The organism is Candidatus Saccharibacteria bacterium (assembly GCA_016789455.1).
GTDB lineage: Bacteria > Patescibacteriota > Saccharimonadia > Saccharimonadales > Saccharimonadaceae > CAIJKY01.
Map to the genome: position 1 here is coordinate 113,111 of JAEUQU010000001.1, position 17,045 is coordinate 130,155.

The 17,045-nt window shown below is 59.4% G+C and carries 19 protein-coding genes; 4 read left to right on the top strand and 15 right to left on the bottom strand.

Features of this window, described 5'->3' with window-relative positions:
• Positions 1 to 6: 6 nt before the first annotated feature.
• Genes JNJ66_00625 through JNJ66_00640 form a run of 4 tightly spaced genes read right to left on the bottom strand, consistent with a single transcriptional unit; the run spans position 7 to position 2,164 of the window.
• On the bottom strand, positions 7 to 531 hold the full coding sequence (locus JNJ66_00625) for a prepilin-type N-terminal cleavage/methylation domain-containing protein (protein ID MBL8158941.1): 525 nt from the start codon (positions 529 to 531) through the stop codon (positions 7 to 9).
• A gap of 60 nt (positions 532 to 591) precedes the next feature.
• Positions 592 to 1,158: a nucleotide exchange factor GrpE gene (locus JNJ66_00630; protein MBL8158942.1), complete on the bottom strand. Its 567-nt coding sequence runs from the start codon at positions 1,156 to 1,158 to the stop codon at positions 592 to 594.
• Positions 1,133 to 1,438: a hypothetical protein gene (locus JNJ66_00635; GenBank protein ID MBL8158943.1), complete on the bottom strand. Its 306-nt coding sequence runs from the start codon at positions 1,436 to 1,438 to the stop codon at positions 1,133 to 1,135. The genes JNJ66_00630 and JNJ66_00635 overlap by 26 nt, the downstream gene beginning before the upstream one ends.
• 21 nt (positions 1,439 to 1,459) lie before the next feature.
• Complete coding sequence (locus JNJ66_00640) at positions 1,460 to 2,164, bottom strand: transcriptional regulator (protein MBL8158944.1); 705 nt, start codon at positions 2,162 to 2,164, stop codon at positions 1,460 to 1,462.
• Between the two features lie 89 nt (positions 2,165 to 2,253).
• Here JNJ66_00640 and JNJ66_00645 point away from each other — a divergent pair, with 89 nt between their 5' ends.
• On the top strand, positions 2,254 to 2,871 hold the full coding sequence (locus JNJ66_00645; protein ID MBL8158945.1) for a nucleoside monophosphate kinase: 618 nt from the start codon (positions 2,254 to 2,256) through the stop codon (positions 2,869 to 2,871).
• Positions 2,872 to 2,905: 34 nt separating this feature from the next.
• Here JNJ66_00645 and JNJ66_00650 read toward each other — a convergent pair whose 3' ends face one another.
• From JNJ66_00650 to tatA, 3 genes are all read right to left on the bottom strand, one after another.
• Positions 2,906 to 3,118, bottom strand: a complete 213-nt coding sequence (locus JNJ66_00650) for a hypothetical protein (protein MBL8158946.1) — start codon at positions 3,116 to 3,118, stop codon at positions 2,906 to 2,908.
• A gap of 80 nt (positions 3,119 to 3,198) precedes the next feature.
• Positions 3,199 to 4,350, bottom strand: coding sequence for a twin-arginine translocase subunit TatC (gene tatC, locus JNJ66_00655; GenBank protein ID MBL8158947.1), 1,152 nt, complete (start codon positions 4,348 to 4,350; stop codon positions 3,199 to 3,201).
• A gap of 40 nt (positions 4,351 to 4,390) precedes the next feature.
• Positions 4,391 to 4,573 carry a twin-arginine translocase TatA/TatE family subunit gene (tatA, locus tag JNJ66_00660; GenBank protein MBL8158948.1) on the bottom strand — a complete coding sequence of 61 codons (183 nt, stop codon included), beginning with the start codon at positions 4,571 to 4,573 and terminating at the stop codon, positions 4,391 to 4,393.
• Between the two features lie 113 nt (positions 4,574 to 4,686).
• Between tatA and JNJ66_00665 the strand changes: the two genes are divergently transcribed.
• Positions 4,687 to 5,010, top strand: a complete 324-nt coding sequence (locus tag JNJ66_00665; GenBank protein ID MBL8158949.1) for a hypothetical protein — start codon at positions 4,687 to 4,689, stop codon at positions 5,008 to 5,010.
• Here JNJ66_00665 and lepA read toward each other — a convergent pair.
• The 4 genes from lepA to tilS all read right to left on the bottom strand — a co-directional run bounded on the left by lepA (position 5,007) and on the right by tilS (position 11,377).
• Positions 5,007 to 6,824, bottom strand: a complete 1,818-nt coding sequence (gene lepA, locus JNJ66_00670) for an elongation factor 4 (protein ID MBL8158950.1) — start codon at positions 6,822 to 6,824, stop codon at positions 5,007 to 5,009. The genes JNJ66_00665 and lepA overlap by 4 nt on opposite strands.
• A 1-nt stretch (position 6,825) precedes the next feature.
• Positions 6,826 to 8,463, bottom strand: coding sequence for a murein biosynthesis integral membrane protein MurJ (gene murJ, locus JNJ66_00675; protein MBL8158951.1), 1,638 nt, complete (start codon positions 8,461 to 8,463; stop codon positions 6,826 to 6,828).
• Positions 8,464 to 8,506: 43 nt separating this feature from the next.
• Entirely contained in the window at positions 8,507 to 10,357 is a 1,851-nt protein-coding gene (gene ftsH / locus JNJ66_00680) for an ATP-dependent zinc metalloprotease FtsH (GenBank protein ID MBL8158952.1), read from the bottom strand.
• 126 nt (positions 10,358 to 10,483) lie between these two features.
• On the bottom strand, positions 10,484 to 11,377 hold the full coding sequence (gene tilS, locus JNJ66_00685; GenBank protein MBL8158953.1) for a tRNA lysidine(34) synthetase TilS: 894 nt from the start codon (positions 11,375 to 11,377) through the stop codon (positions 10,484 to 10,486).
• Positions 11,378 to 11,411: 34 nt separating this feature from the next.
• Here tilS and JNJ66_00690 point away from each other — a divergent pair, with 34 nt between their 5' ends.
• A complete protein-coding gene (locus tag JNJ66_00690; protein MBL8158954.1) occupies positions 11,412 to 11,972 on the top strand; it encodes a histidine phosphatase family protein in 561 nt (186 codons plus the stop codon).
• Positions 11,973 to 12,016: 44 nt separating this feature from the next.
• Positions 12,017 to 12,430, top strand: a complete 414-nt coding sequence (locus tag JNJ66_00695) for a hypothetical protein (protein MBL8158955.1) — start codon at positions 12,017 to 12,019, stop codon at positions 12,428 to 12,430.
• 95 nt (positions 12,431 to 12,525) lie between these two features.
• Here the strand turns inward: JNJ66_00695 and JNJ66_00700 are convergent, their stop codons facing one another.
• The 4 genes from JNJ66_00700 to JNJ66_00715 all read right to left on the bottom strand — a co-directional run bounded on the left by JNJ66_00700 (position 12,526) and on the right by JNJ66_00715 (position 17,028).
• Positions 12,526 to 13,938 carry a GIY-YIG nuclease family protein gene (locus JNJ66_00700; GenBank protein MBL8158956.1) on the bottom strand — a complete coding sequence of 471 codons (1,413 nt, stop codon included), beginning with the start codon at positions 13,936 to 13,938 and terminating at the stop codon, positions 12,526 to 12,528.
• Between the two features lie 127 nt (positions 13,939 to 14,065).
• Complete coding sequence (locus tag JNJ66_00705) at positions 14,066 to 15,307, bottom strand: DEAD/DEAH box helicase (GenBank protein ID MBL8158957.1); 1,242 nt, start codon at positions 15,305 to 15,307, stop codon at positions 14,066 to 14,068.
• A gap of 215 nt (positions 15,308 to 15,522) precedes the next feature.
• A complete protein-coding gene (locus tag JNJ66_00710) occupies positions 15,523 to 15,810 on the bottom strand; it encodes a hypothetical protein (protein ID MBL8158958.1) in 288 nt (95 codons plus the stop codon).
• A 96-nt stretch (positions 15,811 to 15,906) separates the two neighbouring features.
• Positions 15,907 to 17,028, bottom strand: a complete 1,122-nt coding sequence (locus tag JNJ66_00715) for a glycosidase (GenBank protein ID MBL8158959.1) — start codon at positions 17,026 to 17,028, stop codon at positions 15,907 to 15,909.
• Positions 17,029 to 17,045 lie beyond the last annotated feature (17 nt).

The window sequence follows — 17,045 nt, forward strand, 5'->3', positions numbered from 1 at the left end:
ACTTGTTTACAGATTACCAGAACCGACCCAGCTGCGCCACTGGGGATTGTCATAGATATAAAAGCCGGCACGCAGGCGCTCACTGCCCGTTAGTACGTCATTGCAGGTGTACGGATCGGCCTGGGAAACACCGTCGTCACTGGCCGTATATTCCACGGGGGTCAAAGCGCCGCTGACCACCTTGTACTTTTTGCCGGAATTACTCTGGGCAGTCACTGCGAAGGCATTAAAGGTAGCTGTTGTACAGTACGCAACATTAACTTCCTGCACCCGGTAGGCCGGGAAGGTCACCTTGACCTTGAGGGTCAGCAGCTCGGCGTCACTGTTGGGGTAGCGGCCGCGGTCGGCGCGGAAGGCTTCCATCGATTTTGCCAAGCCTTTCAGGTCATTCTGAACGGCGGCGTCATACGAGCGATTGCGTGCGCTGGTGTAGCTGACCAGAGCGATGGCCGCCAGGATACCGATGACGACGATGACAATCAGCAGCTCGACGATGGTAAAGCCGTTGTCCCGCCTGAGTTTGTGCGCTATGCCCACTATAGCCATGATAATTAAACAATAGCATCTTCTGGCGGCAAAATAAAGCCAGGACTAATGCTTTACTTTGACCATGCTATGACGGATGACACGGTCGCCCAGCTTATAGCCGGCTTGCAGCTCTTCGCTGACGACTTCTTCATCGCCGTCGCCTTCTTCGCTGGAAATGGCTTCGTGCAGTTCCGGGTCAAACGGCGTACCAGGTGCAGCGTCGATGCGCGTCAGGCCGAGGGCCTCCAGGGATTTCTCGAGCTGCTTGGCCAGGCCCTGCACGCCCTGCACCCACTTGTTGTCCTGGAGGTCCTGCGGTGCATGAGCCACGGCGCGTTCGATGGTATCCACCACTGGCAGCAGTTTGAGGATGGCCAGTGCCCGGCCCTGCTCTTTGGCGTTCTCCTTGTCGGTCTCGGTGCGCTTGCGGTAGTTCTCAAAATCGGCGCGGGTGCGCTGCAGATCGATGGTCAGTTCGCCCAGCTGCTGCTCGAGGTTCTCGATGGTGGCCAGGGCGTCATCGCTGCTGATGCGCGGCTGTTCGTCCCGTTGGTTACGCTCGTCGTGCTTGTCCTGCCGCTCGTGGCGCTTGTCGTCGTGTGGTTTATCGTCGTCCTTTTGCTTTGCCATGCTTCTTACTCCCAGTCGCTTTCGTATTAATCAGTCCTGCCTTTTCCAAAATAGCCTTTTCGGTCACATAGCGGTCCGGCGGCGCGTTGCGGGCGTACCGCACGCCAAGATACCCTACCCACAAGCCAAAGAAGGCGATGGCGAAGCCGCCGGCTATGTACAGCGGATCAGGCGCATCAGTGCGCAGCACTGCGTCTGTAAGTTGCAGGCCGGTCAGGAAGAATCCCAGTCCCAAGGCCGCCAGGGCCGTACCGATGAGTAAGTATGTCTTGTCGCTCATATCATTTCCCTCCCAGGATAATTAGAGTACTTCTTCAAGCATAGCACCCGCGTGGCGTACCAGCTGCATTACGCGGGCATAACTTTGCCGGGTCGGGCCAAGCACACCGATATAGCTCTTATCTGAATAGGGCGAGCGGAAACGGCTGATAATCAGCGTCACGCCTGAAGTGCGGCCGATGGGATTCTCTCGTCCGATGTAGACGTTCAAGGGCTCATTAGGTGATGCTTCACGCAGCCAGGGCTCCAGATTGTCCAGCAGCCGCGCCACCTGCTGCACATGATCGCCCCGTATGAATTCCGGCTGGCTGAAGAGGTTGCCGATACCGCTCATGTACAGCTGATCACCGATAGTGGCGATGCCAAGGTTGTGCGTCAGCTCCACCAGGCTGTCGACGGCACTGCGGATAGCCCGGTCGGCCCGGTCGGCGTGGTTGTTGACGCGGGCCTCAATCGCTCTCGCACTGCGATTGAGCGGTACGTCCGGCTGTTCGGCGGCAGTCAGCTGGTTGACATAGAAACGATAGCCTTTGTCTGTGGGGATGCGGCCGGCACTGGTGTGCGGCTGCGAGATCATGCCCAGCTCCTCCAGCTTGGCCATCTCCGCCCGCACGGTGGCGCTGGACACGTTGAACAGCTTGGCCAGCGTCACGCTGCCTACCGGCGCCGCCACTTCGGCATACTGTTCGATGATGGCGCCCAGGATAAGCGCTTGTCGTTCGGTCATAATAGCCCCATCATAGCTGTTTTAGCACTCTGTAGTCAAGAGTGCCAGACTTGCCTCCGGCGGCGTTTCTTCGTATAGTGCTTGTAATCATGAACGATACGAAGCGACAGCAGTTACGCAGCTGGCTCGGCACCGGTTCGATAAATATCTTCGGCCTGCCGTTCGCCGGCAAGGACACGCAGGGCTTACGGCTAGCCAAGCTGTTCGATGCGCCGGTGATCGGCGGCGGCGACATCCTGCGCAACAGCATCATTCCCGAGCGGGCCAAAAAGATAATGCACGAGGGCGGCCTGGTGCCGATTGAGGACTACCTCAACATCGTCCTGCCCTACCTTGTCAAAGAGGAATTTGCCGGCCATCCGCTTATCCTCAGCTCGGTGGGGCGCTGGCATGGTGAAGAGTTCGGCGTCATCGAAGCCTTGAAGCAATCCGGGCATACGCTGAAAGTCGCCGTCTTTTTAGAGCTTGACGAGCGCACCATCTGGCAGCGCTGGGAGGCCAGCCAAGGCCATAGCCTGCGCGGCGCCCGCCATGACGACGCGGCCGACGCACTTGAGGTGCGGCTGGAAGAGTTCAATCTCAAGACCCGCCCTGTCGTTGATTTCTATCGGAATCTGGACATGCTTATCGAAGTCGATGGCCGTCTGTCAATCGAATCAGTGGCGGACACCATAACAGAAGAGCTGCTGCGGCGCGCCAGTACCTAAGCGGTCTGGCCGCTCAGGCCTTTACGCGTAGGCCTTACGCCTTCTTGTCGTTTGCCTGCGGACTGCCACCGTAGGCGCTCGAGCCATAGCCAGACGTCTGCTTGACCGGGCCGGCCAGGCTGTTCAAAGTCTTGACGGTGGCGGTAATGCCAGTCAGGGCGGCAACACCGACGCCGACATGCTTAAGGAAGTCCTTGCGGTCCATTTTTTTCTGGAGCAGGCCATCAATCTGTACTTTCATCATCACACCCTCTTTTGGTTTTTTGTTTGCACTTAGGCTTAGTTTCAATTATATGCGGCGCCGGCAGGCTGTCAATATGCTTTTGGTTATGCCTGCAGGCTTTCGTTTTCCACTTCCCGGCGGAGTGGCTGTTGCGTGGCACCAGTAGAGCGCCGCATGACAGTGATAGCATTGTCGCGGCGGGCGGGGATGCGCGGCAGCGGACGCTCGCGCACCGGCAGGCTGCCGGGCTGGCGGATAGGCGGGGGCGCCGGGACAGATACTGGTGCCGCCACGGCAACCGTGCGCTCCTCGACCGGCAACGGAACGGGTACGGGCTGCGGCGCAGCCAGCGGTACCGGCAGCGATAGTGTCGTTGGCGCCTGAGCGGCTATCGCCACCGCCTTCCTGCCGACATGGCCGGCATGCCGTGAGCTATGGGCGGGCGCTTTCAGGCGATAGGCGGCGCGCTTCTCGGCCCGCTTGGCTTTGGCGGTGGTAATCTCATGCTTGGCCCGGCGTGCCCTGGCGGTCGGCTCGGCCTGTCGCAGCCGCCGCTTCTGCTTGGCACCCGAAAGCAGTACGGCCAGCACACCGAACTGGTAAATGACGATGAGCGGCACCGCCAGCATGGCCTGGTTGACGATGTCGGGAGTCGGGGTGATGACTGCGGCCGCTATGAATGCCAGCAGTATGATCCAGCGCTCACTTTTCAAAAGCCCTGTCGGGGTCAGCGGACTGATCCAGTGCCATAACATCAGCAGCAGCGGCAGCTGGAACAAAAGCGCCAGGCCGGCCGTGTAGCTCAGGAAGAAACTGAGGTATGAATCTGCCGTCAGGCTGGGCGTCACGGCGTCGCCTGCGAACTCGGACAGGAACTGCAGCGCGGCCGGCACGGCAACGTAATACGCATACCCCGCCCCCATGATCAACAGGATAGTTGCAAAAAAAGCCATCTTCAGCGCCGAACGCTGCGCCTCCTTGGGCAGAGCGGGCTTAATGAACGCGAACAGCTGGTGGATGACGAACGGTGCCGTCGCCAGCAGTCCGGCCGCCATCGTCACCTGGAAGACAAAGTTGAAGCCGCCGCCGACTGTCAGATAAATCAGCTGCTGGCCCTGGAGCGGTGCCAGGATAAAATCAAGCAGGTCGCGGCTATGGGCAAAGGCAAGGGCCGAAGTGCCCAAAAAGACAGCAGCAATCAGAGAGAAGCGCCAACGCAGCTCCTTGATGTGATCAGCGAACGTCGGCGCCGACATACTGCCTCCCTTTTGTTACCTTGTGTTTGTTATGCGTTGATTACGCTTCGTTCTTGGACTTGGCCGCAGGCTTGTCGTCAGAGACATCGTCCGACATGCCCTTGCGCAGTTCACGTGCAGAGGTGCCGATGCTGCGGGCCAGCTGTGGCAGTTTGGCCGCGCCGAACAGCAGGATAAGTATTGCCAAGATAATAATAAGTTCCGTTGCGCCAATGTTTGGCATATTGCTATTTCTCCCCAAGCTCTATAGTATTGTATATAAATAGTATAATGCTAATGGCTAGAGTGCAAGATAAAAACAGGCGATTACCATAAGGAAGCAACCGGGAAAACACGATGGGTAAAGTACTACTGCTGCACCTGACAAGCTTTGGCGCCACCTACAACTGTGGAGCCTACGGAGCTGGCGCATACGATAGCGATGGTGCTTGCACCCCTACCTCTCAGACGCCGCAAAGCCCGGTCACCGGCGTCGTCAACTCCGGTGCGCTTGGCGGTCTGGCCAACACCGGCTGGAATATACTGATTCCGGTCATCTTTGGCATGGCAGTCCTGTTTGCATCGCTCATCCTGCTGTTCAAACGACTGCGCCGGCGCCGGCTGCAGGCACAGCCCGATTACTCCTTCCTGCACCAGGAAGAGGAAGACCCGCCTCGTTAGTCCCGCTTCAGCAGCACCGTAAAGGCCTCGGCCGGAATATCCACCTTACCGAACCGCTTCATCCGCTTCTTGCCCTTGGCCTGCTTGGCCAGGACCTTTTTCTTACGGGAGACGTCGCCGCCGTACAGGCCGGTCGTGACGTCCTTGCGATAGGCGCTGAGGTCTTCACGCGCGATGAACTTGCCGCCGATAGCCGCCTGCAGCGCCACCTGGAAGTTTTGCCGCGGAATCACTTCTTTCAGCTTCTCGACGGTCGTACGGCCCAGGCTCTGCGCCTCGCTGCGGTGTGCCATGACGCTAAGGGCGTCCACCATATTGCCAGCTACATAAAAATCTACACGCACCAGGTCTTCAGCCCGATAGCCGGTCAGCTCATAGTTGAAACTGCCATACCCGCTGGTGGCGCTTTTGAGCTGGTCATAGAAGTTCGTCAGCACGTTGGCCAGCGGTGCGTCAAACTCGATGACCGCCAGGCCGTTACTGTCGTTGCCGCCTCCCCGTGCATCCACATAGCTGATATTGCTCTGCAGGCCGCGCCGGTTGACGATCAGCTGCACCACATTACCGACATACGGTTTGGGTACGACGATTTCGCCGCGGATCCACGGTTCGCGGATTTCGGCCACCTGCGAGACGTCCGGCAGTTCGGCGGCGCTCTGGATGTCCAAGTCGGTGCCATTACTCAACGTCACCTGATAATCAGTACTCGGGTTGGTGACGATCAGCTCAAGGTTATACTCGCGCTCCAGCCGCTCCCGCACGATATCCATGTGCAGCAAGCCGAGGAAACCGATGCGCACACCAAAGCCCAGCACCGGCGAGTTCTCCGGAGCGAACTGCAGCGCCGAATCACTCAGGCTCAGCTTCTCAACGGCATCCTTCAGTTCCTGATAGAACTCGTTGCTCTCAGGGAAGAAACCGGCGTAGACGAAGGGCTTTACTTCCTGGTAGCCCGGCAGGCTCTGACTGGCCGGCGCCTTGGCCAAAGTGACCGTATCACCGACGCGTGCCTCACGCGTGCTTTTGAGGTTGGTGACGATATAGCCGATCTCGCCCGTACCGATAGACTTCAGCGGCGTCATGCGTGGACTCAGCGCCCCCACCTCCAAGGCGATACCGCTTGCGCCGGTGGCGCACATCTTGATGGTATCGCTTTTGGAAATCGCGCCATCCACGGTGCGGACATACAGGATGACGCCGCGGTAATCATCATAATAACTATCAAATATCAGGGCGCGGGCCGCGTGGGCATCCTGGCCTTGCGGCGCCGGCACCCGGTCTACCACCGCGTCCAGCACCTCCGGTACGCCCATGCCGGTCTTGGCGCTGATCATCAGGATGTCTTCCTGCTTGCAACCCAGCAGACTGATGACCTCGCCGGAAACGCGCTCAACGTCCGCCGCCGGCAGATCGATCTTGTTAAGTACCGGAATGATGGTCAGGTCGGCCGCCATCGCCAGATAGACGTTGGCCAAGGTCTGGGCTTGGATGCCCTGGCTGGCGTCGACCACCAGGATAGCCCCTTCGCAGGCTTCCAGTGAGCGGCTTACTTCGTAGCTGAAATCGACGTGTCCGGGCGTATCAATCAGGTTCAGCTGGTACTGCTGCCCGTCGGCACGCTTGTAGTGCATGCGCACCGGTGCCAGCTTGATGGTAATGCCCTTTTCGCGCTCCAGATCCATCGAATCCAGCAGCTGCGCCTTCATATCACGCGCCTGCACCGTGCCGGTCACCTCCAACAGACGGTCAGCGAGCGTGCTCTTGCCGTGGTCAATATGGGCGATGATACAGAAATTTCGAATTGTTGATTGCATGTTACCTGCTCCCGTCGGCACTTTGGTATGAGCGGAAAATTGTCTTTTGCAGCTTGGCGATGATGGGCATTACCTCTGGCAGCCGCAGCAGCCAGCTGAACACTACGTACGAGCCAAAACTTACCAGCCCGATGATAGACAGCTTGGCTACCACCGCAAACAGCGTCCGGTCGTCTTTTGTAAAAGGAATTAGATATATCATAGCATAAGTAACAATATACGCAAGGCCGGTGGCCGCCACCATACGGGTCAGCCCGGCCCAGAACATGGCGCCCAGCAATCCCTTGAGACGGCGCTGCATGATGACGAACAGGACGATGACCTCCGTGGCCGCCACGATAGACTGCGCCAGCGCCAACCCGTAGACGCCCAGCGTGGTGTACTGATAGAACACCACCACCAACAGGATATTGAGCGCGATGACAAAGATAGAGATATAGAGCGGCGTCTTCGTATCCTGTTGCGCATAGAATGTCCGCGAGGCAATATGGAACACCGAGCGGAACAGGATGGCGATGGTCAGGATACCCAGCAGCGTCGCAATGACCAGCTCACCGTCCGAGCTGATGAGCGCCACGATATACCCACGACAGACAAAGGTGAACATCGCTACCGGCATAGCCAGCCAGATGATGACCCGCAGTACCGTCTGCAGCTCTTTCTTGAAAAGGTCGACCCGCCCTTCGGCCAGCCGCTCCGTCATCTTCGGGAAGAACGCCGTCGCAATGGCCACCCCGATGAGGTTGATCGGCATCATATGCAGGTTGAGCGCAAACTGATAGGCGGAGATAGCCCCCTGGCCGATGCGCGAGGCCACGTTGGTCTCTACCAGCGTCGTAAAGTAGTCGATACCCTGGTCAAATGAACGGGCTGGCAACAGCCCCAGCACCTGCTGGAAGCCCTTGTTCTTCCAAAAGATCAGCGGACGGTAATCAAACTTCATACCGATCATGCCAAAGCTGCTGACAATCAGCTGCATGATCGAGCCGAAGACCACACCCAGCGCCACCCCCATAATGCCGCCTTCCCAGACCGTCGTACCAAAGATGGTCAGCTCCTGCGTGAACACCAGGATGCCGGTGATGATGCCCAGGTTATAGATGACCGGCGCCAAGGTGAAAAAGAAGAACCGTCCTTGCGCCTGCTGCATACTGGCCAGCAAGCTGGAAATGGCGAACAGGAAGGGGTTGATGGCCACGATGCGCATCATGGCGATCGCCAGGTCGCGCACGTCATCCGGCAGACCCGGCGCCACCACGTAGCGGATGAGCGGCTCAGCAAAGACCATGATCAATACTGAGGCGATCAGTGTCACGATTGCCAGCAGGTTCAGCAGACTGGAACTCAGATCCCAGGCCGACTGTTTGTTGCCACTCGACAACCTGGCGTTGAACACTGGAATGAAGGTCACACTCAGCGCCCCGGACACCAGCACGAAGTACATGAAATCCGGAATGCGGAAAGCCGCCAGGTACGCATCCAGGTAGTTCGGCAGGTCTTCAAAGGCGCGGTTTAAGAACCGGTCGCGCAGCAGCCCCAGGATAGCCGCGATGAACGTCGAGCTTGCCAAAAGGCTGGCGGCGACCGTCAGGCTGAACTTCACGTTGGCTTTTTTAAGCAAGGACTGGGCGCGCGTCATATCTCGTTCGTAGTGTCTGGACTAAGCGTATAGCAAAGGGCGCCTAGTACAGCTTGGCAGCAGCAGGCAAATCTGCGCCCTTCAGGATAGTCTCCACCTCTTTACCGTCAATCGTTTCTTTTTTGATCAGTGCATGAGCAAGCTCATCGAGTTTCCTGGGGTTAGCCTTGATGACGGCTTCGGCACGCTTGGCGGCTTCGGTGATCAGGCCGGCGACCTCCTGGTCGATCAGGCGGGCGGTATCGTCACTGTATGGGCGCTCGTTCACCATGCGGTCAAACATCATGCCGCCGTTGTTCTCGTGGAATACCTGGTCGCGCAGTTCCTTGCCCATGCCCTGCTCAATTACCATGTCGCGGGCAATCTCGGTAGCTTTGCGCAGGTCACTGCCAGCGCCGGTGGTAATGCGCTCACTGCCATACTTGACCTTCTCGGCGATACGTCCGCCCAAGGCGCGGGCCAGTACGTCTTTGAATTCAATGATCGAGGTGTAGCTGCGATCCTCGGGAGGCAGGAACCAGGTGACACCACCGGTGCCGCCGCGCGGAATGATGGTGACCTTGTGGACTGGGTCGCTATCCGGCAATACGTGGCCGACAATGGCATGGCCGGCCTCATGATACGCAGTCAGTTCCTTCTCGGCGTCACTCATGATCTTGGTCTTGCGCTCCGGGCCGATAGCCACCTTCTCGAAGGCGTTGGTGACGTCTTCGTTGATAATGATCTTGCGGTTGTGGCGGGCGGCGATAATGGCAGCCTCGTTGGCGATGTTGGCCAGGTCGGCACCGCTGGAACCGGCCGTCTTGGCCGCCAGGGCATCGATGTCCACTGATTCATCAACCGGCTTGTCCTTCATGTGGACCTTCAGGATGGCTTCACGGTCCTTCCGCTCTGGCAGGCCGATGGAAACACGGCGGTCAAAACGGCCGGGGCGCAGCAACGCGGGGTCAAGTACATCCATGCGGTTGGTAGCAGCCAGCACGATGACGTTGGTATCCTGCTCAAAACCGTCCATCTCCACCAGGATCTGGTTCAGGGTCTGCTCGCGTTCGTCGTGCCCACCTCCCATACCGGAACCGCGGCGGCGGCCGACGGCATCGATCTCATCGATGAAGATGATGCACGGCGCATTCTTCTTAGCCTTGGCAAACAGGTCGCGCACACGGCTGGCACCGACACCGACGAACATCTCGACGAATTCCGAACCGGAGATGCTGAAGAATGGCACGCCGGCCTCACCGGCCACGGCGCGGGCCAGCATGGTCTTACCGGTACCGGGAGGACCCACCAGCAGCACGCCCTTTGGAATTTTAGCGCCGACATCCTGGAACTTCTTAGGATGCTTGAGGAAGTCGACGACCTCGGTCAGGTCCTGCTTGGCTTCGCCGTTGCCGGCGATGTCGGCAAAGACCACCTTCTTCTTGTCATTGCCGTATAGACGGGCGCGGCTCTTACCAAACCCAAGTGCCTGGTTGCTCTGGCCCTGGGCCTGGCGGAACATGAAGAAGAAGACACCAGCGATCAGCAGGGTAGCAAAGCCGATGGTGGCAAAGTTGAGAAGCACGGAGTTGTCGGTCGGCTCCTTGCCGACGTACTGGACCTTGGTGATGTCCAGACCCAGGTCGACCAGGTTGGTGTATGGTGGCACGACCGCCTTTTCGGTGGCCTCATTCTTGCCTTGCGGCGTAATCAGCAGGTTGTTCCCCTGCTGCTCGATAGTCTTGATATCGCCGCTGTTGGCGCGGGAGATGATGTCGCTCAGCGGCTTTTCCTGCAGGGAAGGACCCTGGAAGGCGGCCCAGATGGTCAGACCGATGACAACGATGACCGCCCAGAAGACGACGCCCTTTACGATTCCACTCATTCGATTGTTGCTCGGACGTTTGACTGCCATATCTGTATACCTCTTCCGTTTCTCGCTAATGATATTCAAGCGTTTCCTTGATAGGACACTGGCCGCCTTCCGGTCTGTTGCAGGCTAATCGACGGGTCAGTTTCTTGCTATATAGTACCAGCTTTATCAGGCTGCCACAACCAATCCCTCCCTGTTGGCCCTGAGGAACTGCCGGCCGTTCAAGGAGAAGCGCTTACCAGTCGCAGCGGCGCGCCCAAAGGCCAGCGCCCGGGCCAGCTGCGGCCGTGTCTGCGGGGCGCCGGCCAGCTGCAGGAAGCGGCGCAGGCATTCGGCCGCCACCACATCGTCAAGCTCAAGAAAGCGGCGTGGCAACACCGTCATGTCAGCAGGCACCAGCTCTGCCAGCAAAGCCTCGATCTCACGGCACACCGCCACCTGGTCCGCATGCAGCCGGGTCAGCTGCCTGGCCAGGTCCGGCTGCCGCCGCTCCAGTGCCGGCAACCGGCGGCGCAGCGTATTGCGCAGGTAGTCGTGACTGTGGTTCGTGCTATCCTCGCACCATTCCAGGCCATGCCGCATGGCATACTCGTACACTGCCGTCTTGCGCACTGATAGCAGTGGCCGCCACACACCCGGCCGGCTCCGCAGCGAACACAGACCGCGCCAACCGGTACCCCGCACCAGGTTGATAGCGATGGTCTCCACCACATCATCAGCATGGTGAGCCGTGATGATACCATCAGCCCCATGCGCCGCCCCCACGCTTGCAAAAAAGGCATAGCGCGCCCGGCGGCCGGCCTCCTCGCTCAGATGTGACACGTCAGGCAGGTCGCGCTGCTCATACCGGGCCCCGTACCGCTGCGCCAGCCCGGCCACGAACCGCCCGTCCGCCGCGGCGTCGTCACGCAGACCATGGTTAATGTGTGCCACGATAAGCTGCGGGCCGCCAAGCTGCCGCCACAGCAGATCCAGCAGCACCACCGAATCAACGCCGCCCGACACGCCGACCACATAGATACCTTGCTGCGGCACCAACCGTTTCTCATCTAATCCATCCATAAAATACTGCCAACTACTATACAATAGAGGAATAATGAACATGTACGTCATCCGGCATGGCCAAAGCGTGGCCAATGCCGAACGGGTCATCGCCGGGCAGCACGAAAGCCCTTTGAGTGAGCTGGGTGTCGTCGAGGCGCAGCGCGCCGGACAGCAAGCCCAGGCCTATCACTTCGATGCCATCATCAGCTCGCCGATGGGCCGCGCCGTCCAGACCGCCACCATCATCGCCGAGACAATCGGCCATCCGGCAGAATCAATCATCGTCATGGAAGAGCTGCGCGAGCGTTTTCTTGGCGACATTGAGACCAAACACTACGACGAGACCATCTACGGCAACGGCAACGCCGAACTGGCCGAAGACGTCCCCAATATCGAGCCGCTGGCCCACCTGGCCGAACGGCTGCACACCGCCCTGGAGCGCATACTGGAGCTGCCGGCACAGAACGTGCTGATCGTCTGTCATAACGGCACCGGCCGCATGCTGCAGCTGCTGGTGCGCGGCGGCAATCTGGCAGATTTTTACGAGCAGCCGCGCATGGAGAATGCCACCATCTACCCCCTTGCTGCCATCGGTGCGCCCGTCAGCGAATAAATTCATGTACACCAAGCAATGAATGTTGTATAGTAGGCAAGTTAGTGTTCCGACGAGAAGGTGATTCCGTGTCCGCCCCTACCCATATCCGCCGTATCGGTCCCCGGGAGCAACGCCAACGAGAACTCGAAGACCTCCATCGGGCGTACGCCGCCTGTGCAGAGAACGTGTTGCAACGCGTTGCCGCCTGGATCCGCGCCCAGGACAAGCCGGCCATGCTCGTGCAGTGCCCCAGCCCACAGGACTGGCGCGCCGCATCACGCAACCACGGACGGCACCCCGCCCCACCGGGCAGGCGCGTCCTGCTGCCGATGCCGGAGGCTGCGCGCACCGCCGCCTACTTCCTCTGGCCGGTCAACCACCACACCATGACGCCCGAAGGCGCGCTGAAAGCCGTTTTCGAGCAGGCCAAGCGCCGCGTTGTCAGAGTGGGCTTTCCCGCCCGCGCCGCCGGTTGACAGCTGCAAGCACACTAGCACTCCCCCCGGACCGATGCAGAGCAGGGATCTGCATCGGTCCGGGGTTTCCCGTTTCCGACATCTTTCGGCCGCTCTCAGGCTGTACCCTGCCCGCCGTACGGCATGATACTCACCTTCTCCGGCTGCCGCAGCACGAAACTGCGCAGAATCTTGTACGTATCCATATCAAACAGCCTCTTGACCGATTCGATCACCGGCCCGCCCTTGCCAAAGCTCACCCGCCCGATGACACACCACTGATCCACCAGTATGCCCGTTACCGCCGGCTTCTCGCCGTTCTCAGAAATAATCACCGCGCTCTCAAACGGCCAGCCCTCCAGCTTGCTGCGCGCCACCGCATCATCGACCCGGGCGTTATAGCGCTCCGGCTCTTCCTTCCGTACGCAGGCGCCGTTACAGCGTCCAAGATGATAGTTGAAACAGGCGCCTTTCCCCTTTTCAAGTCCCAACAATTTCGAGCATAGGCCGTACGTCTTCTGATGCCGCAGCAGCGCTTCTTTGGCCTTCATCCGGTTGGCATACACGCCATAGACGTTCGAAAAATCCTCCATCTCCGCCAGATTGACCGTCGTCGGCCCGATGGCTACATACCCTTCCGGCGTCATCGATTTCTCCAGTATCACCTGCTGCCGCGACCGCCGCAGCTTCTGGTTATACAGTGGCAGCATCTCCTTCACCATCTGCGACTCCAGCAGCAAAGCCTCCATCTCCCCGGCCGTCTTGACCACCCGCAGCCCATGCGCTTGCTGCGAAATCTTCATCTCCTTGGTCACCTTGGTACTGTCCGAAAAGTGCGATTTCACCCGCTCCCGCAGCTTAATGCTCTTGCCGATATAAATCGGCTGTCCCGCCTCATCCTCAAAGATGTACACGCCCGGGGAGTTATCGAGGCTCTCCACCCGGGCCGCGTCTAAATTTGGCGGCAACGTCTGGGTCTTCATCTGTTTTTTGACGGCCTCGGCAAAGAGTTCAGGCCCGTGCTCGGTGTGGGCCAGCTGGCAGAATTCCCACAGCACCTTGGCGTCGTCATACGCCCGGTGCCGCGCCGCCACCTGCAGCTGGTGCCGCCGGATGATATTCTCCAGGCTATGGCTTTTTTCGCCGGCATACAACGCCCGCGACAGCCGCACCGTGCAGAGCAGCCGCGGATTGAAACGATCACCGCACAGCTCCAGCTGATGTTTGACGAACGACAGATCAAAACGCACATTATGGGCCGCAAAAACAGACCCGCTCATGATGGCGCGCAGCTCGCCGGCAATATCCTCGAAGGCCGGCGCATCCGCCACATCCTCCGTCCTGATCCCCGTGATATTGGTGATGAAATACGGCACCGCCGTCCCCGGATTCACTAAAGAATGGAACTCTTCCACCACCCGGTCATCCTCAACCCGAAAAGCCGCCACCTCCAGTATCGAACTGTTGCGATGACTCCCTCCCGTGGTCTCGATGTCGATGAAAGTAATCGGTTGCGAGAAAATACTCATGTACCCATATTTTACCGCTTATGTTAGGAATTGGCAAAAATGTGGCATAACCGCTGACGTGGCAGTACATAAGCAAAACACCCGCCAGATCGACGGGTGTTGCTGCTGAGACCGGAATGACCGGACCCTAGGCGCCGTGTTTCTTCACGAAGGTCAGCGCGTAGCCCTTGCGGCCGGCGCGACCGGCGCGTCCCACGCGGTGCGTGTAATCATCGTAGTTGTTAGGAATCGAGTAGTTGATGACGTGCGTGATGTCACTGACATCGATGCCGCGGGCAGCCACGTCAGTTGCCACCAGCGTATCAACTTTATTGTCCTTGAAGGCATCGAGGGCACGCTGGCGCTGGCCCTGGCTCTTGCCGCCGTGGATGGCTTCGGTCTTGAAACCGCGCTGGTTGAGGGCCTTGCTCAGGCGCTCGGCGCCATACTTGGTTTCGTGGAAGATCAGCGTCTTGACGACGTTTTCGTCAATCAGCACATCGTGCAGCTTGTCGAGCTTCTCGTCGTCGGCGCCATAGTGGATGACGTCCTGGTCGACGTTGTCGCTGGTGTGGCCGGTCTTAACTGAGACGGTGACATGACCAGGCATGAAGGTGGAGATAAGGCTCTCAACCTTGGGATCCATGGTGGCCGAGAAGAACAGTGATTGCTTCTCTTCGGCCGTCTCACCCAGCAAAAAGCGGATGTCGTTGATGAAGCCCATATCAACCATGCGATCTACCTCGTCAAGCACGACGATGTTGTAGATGGACAGGTCGATGGTGCCCTGCTGGACGTGGTCCTTCAGGCGGCCAGGCGTGCCGATGATGACATTAGGATTGCCGCGCAGTTCGCGGATCTGCTTGCCCATGGCGGTACCGCCGATGACCAGCGCACCGAACAGGCCGCTGCCGCGGGCAAAGGCGCGCAGCTCTTCTTCGATCTGTGCAGCCAGCTCGCGGGTCGGTGCCATGATGAGCGCCCGGCGCGATTTGTCAGCCATAATGGCGTTCAGCAGCGGGATGGCAAAGGCAGCCGTCTTACCGGTGCCGGTGTTGGCGATGCCAAGCACGTCCTTGCCTTCCAAAGCGTGGGGAATCGCCTGGTCCTGGATTGGGGATGGTGCAGTGAATCCCTTGGCGGCGATGTTGCGCTTCAGCAGGTCGTTGATGACAAAGTCGTTGAAGGTGTGGGTCGGTTCGTAAGCCGCTACTTCGACGTGTTGGGCCGCCTTGACGAAGCGGGCCGGGTCAAGCTGCTGCTTGGCCAGGTTCTTCTTGCGGCCGCCGCCAAAGCCGCTGCCGGCACGACGGCCGCCAAAAGCCGAGCTACGGCCGTTCTGGAAACTTGCGGCACGCCGGGGGCGTGACGAATGATATGTTTGAGGCATAAAAAATGAATCCTTTTCTTCGTGATTAGTGATGCCGATTGTTCAATGAACATCAGGCGACACTGCACGAAAGCCGGATTCATCAAAACAATACTTCCATTGTAGCATAAAATACATATTTGGTCAATACGTTGGCACCGAACAGGGGAAATCGTGCCGGACGGCACCTGCACTAGGGAGCAAGAGCAGGTGCCGTCCGGAGAGGACGAAGTGCGTCAGTTGACTGGCGCCGATGCCGCACCAAGCGGCTGTTCGTCCGTGGTGACGCCAGGAGCGGCGACCCGATGGGCCGTCCGTTCTTCTTCCCTGATGCGCGCTGCCTGCGCCAGAATCCCCGGCAGGGCCTCCGCCAGCAGCCGGAGCGCCGGCCAGTTGCGGATCAGCGCCCGGAGCGAGTTGGCCCCGATGCCGACCTGGCCCAGATGGGTGAGCAGTCGGAACAGCTCGGCGGCCGACATGGTTATCGGCCGGTTCTCGGCCGTGACATTGCTGCGCGCAGACATGCAGGACTCCTTTGGAATCGTCACCGGCTCCGTCCTTGTGTCGGGCGGAGTTGCCCTATAGTAAACGAAGTTCGCGGTCTTGCCAACATGTATCCGTCATAGCCTGGGAGATTGCTTCCACAGCCGGGCGTATTCGGCGGCGCCGGCGGGATTGACGCCCGCGGGATAAATGATGAATCCCGGTGCCATCAGGTTGAAATACGTCTCGTAGGCCAGGTCGCTGGCGTGTTCGGCAAAGAAACCGTACATCGCTTGCATGAAGTACGGATTGTCAGTACCGCCGCCCGTGCCGTTATTAAGCCCCCACTCCGGCACCGAAAACTTTTTACCATGGGCCTTGGCAAAGGCCAGCCAAGCGCCAAGGCCGCGGGGGCCGCCGTTCTGCTGGCTCATGAAATCGGCATCCCAGGCGGCTTTATCGGGGTAGGCCGGCCAGTTATCGTAAAAATCGACGCCGATAATGTCGACGACGTCGTCGCCAGGGTAGGCTTCGGCCACGGAGCGCGCCATCTTGCTCTCCTTGTTCATATTCCAGTCAATCCTGACGCCGGGGGCCGTGGAGCGGATGGCTGCCACCTGGCGCCGGAAGCAGGCCTTATAATTCTCGACGTCGTCGCGGATGGACCAGGCGTACCAATCGCCGTTGGCTTCCCAGCCGAGGCGGATGATGGCGTTGCCGCGGTTGATCCTGGTGAGGTTGGTGCCGTACGTCTTGAAGTATTGATCATAAGCGCCAGTGGCACATTGGGCGAAACTGGCGGTTTCCTGCTCTGGTAGCATGGCCGCACCGATCCAGATCTGCTCGTATCCGGCCAGTGCGCTGACCGCGCCGTAGATATCGGGGTTGCTGATGATGGCCCAGGTCTCACGGTTAGGCCAGGTACCGGAGTTATCGAGCAGGCGGCCGCGCCAGGTGGCGAAATCGGCCAGCGCTTCTGAGGTGGCGCCGGATGACCAGGCACCCTGTGCCGTCGGTGGTGGCTGCACAGCCGGATCGCCGAAGGACAAGGCGGCACTTCCGGAAGCGGCAGCATCAGCAACCACCCGTGCACCGACCGATGGCGGCCCGCCCGCTTCAGCCTCCCGCGCAACCGTCGCACCGGCCGCCTGCGTCACTGCATACGAAAAGGCGGCGAAGGCAACGATCAGGCTGACACTGATAGCGTTGTAGGCGTGATGCCGCGAGGCGGAGCCGCGTTTTGAAAGGGATGGTTCCATGACGGATTGTTTGTTTC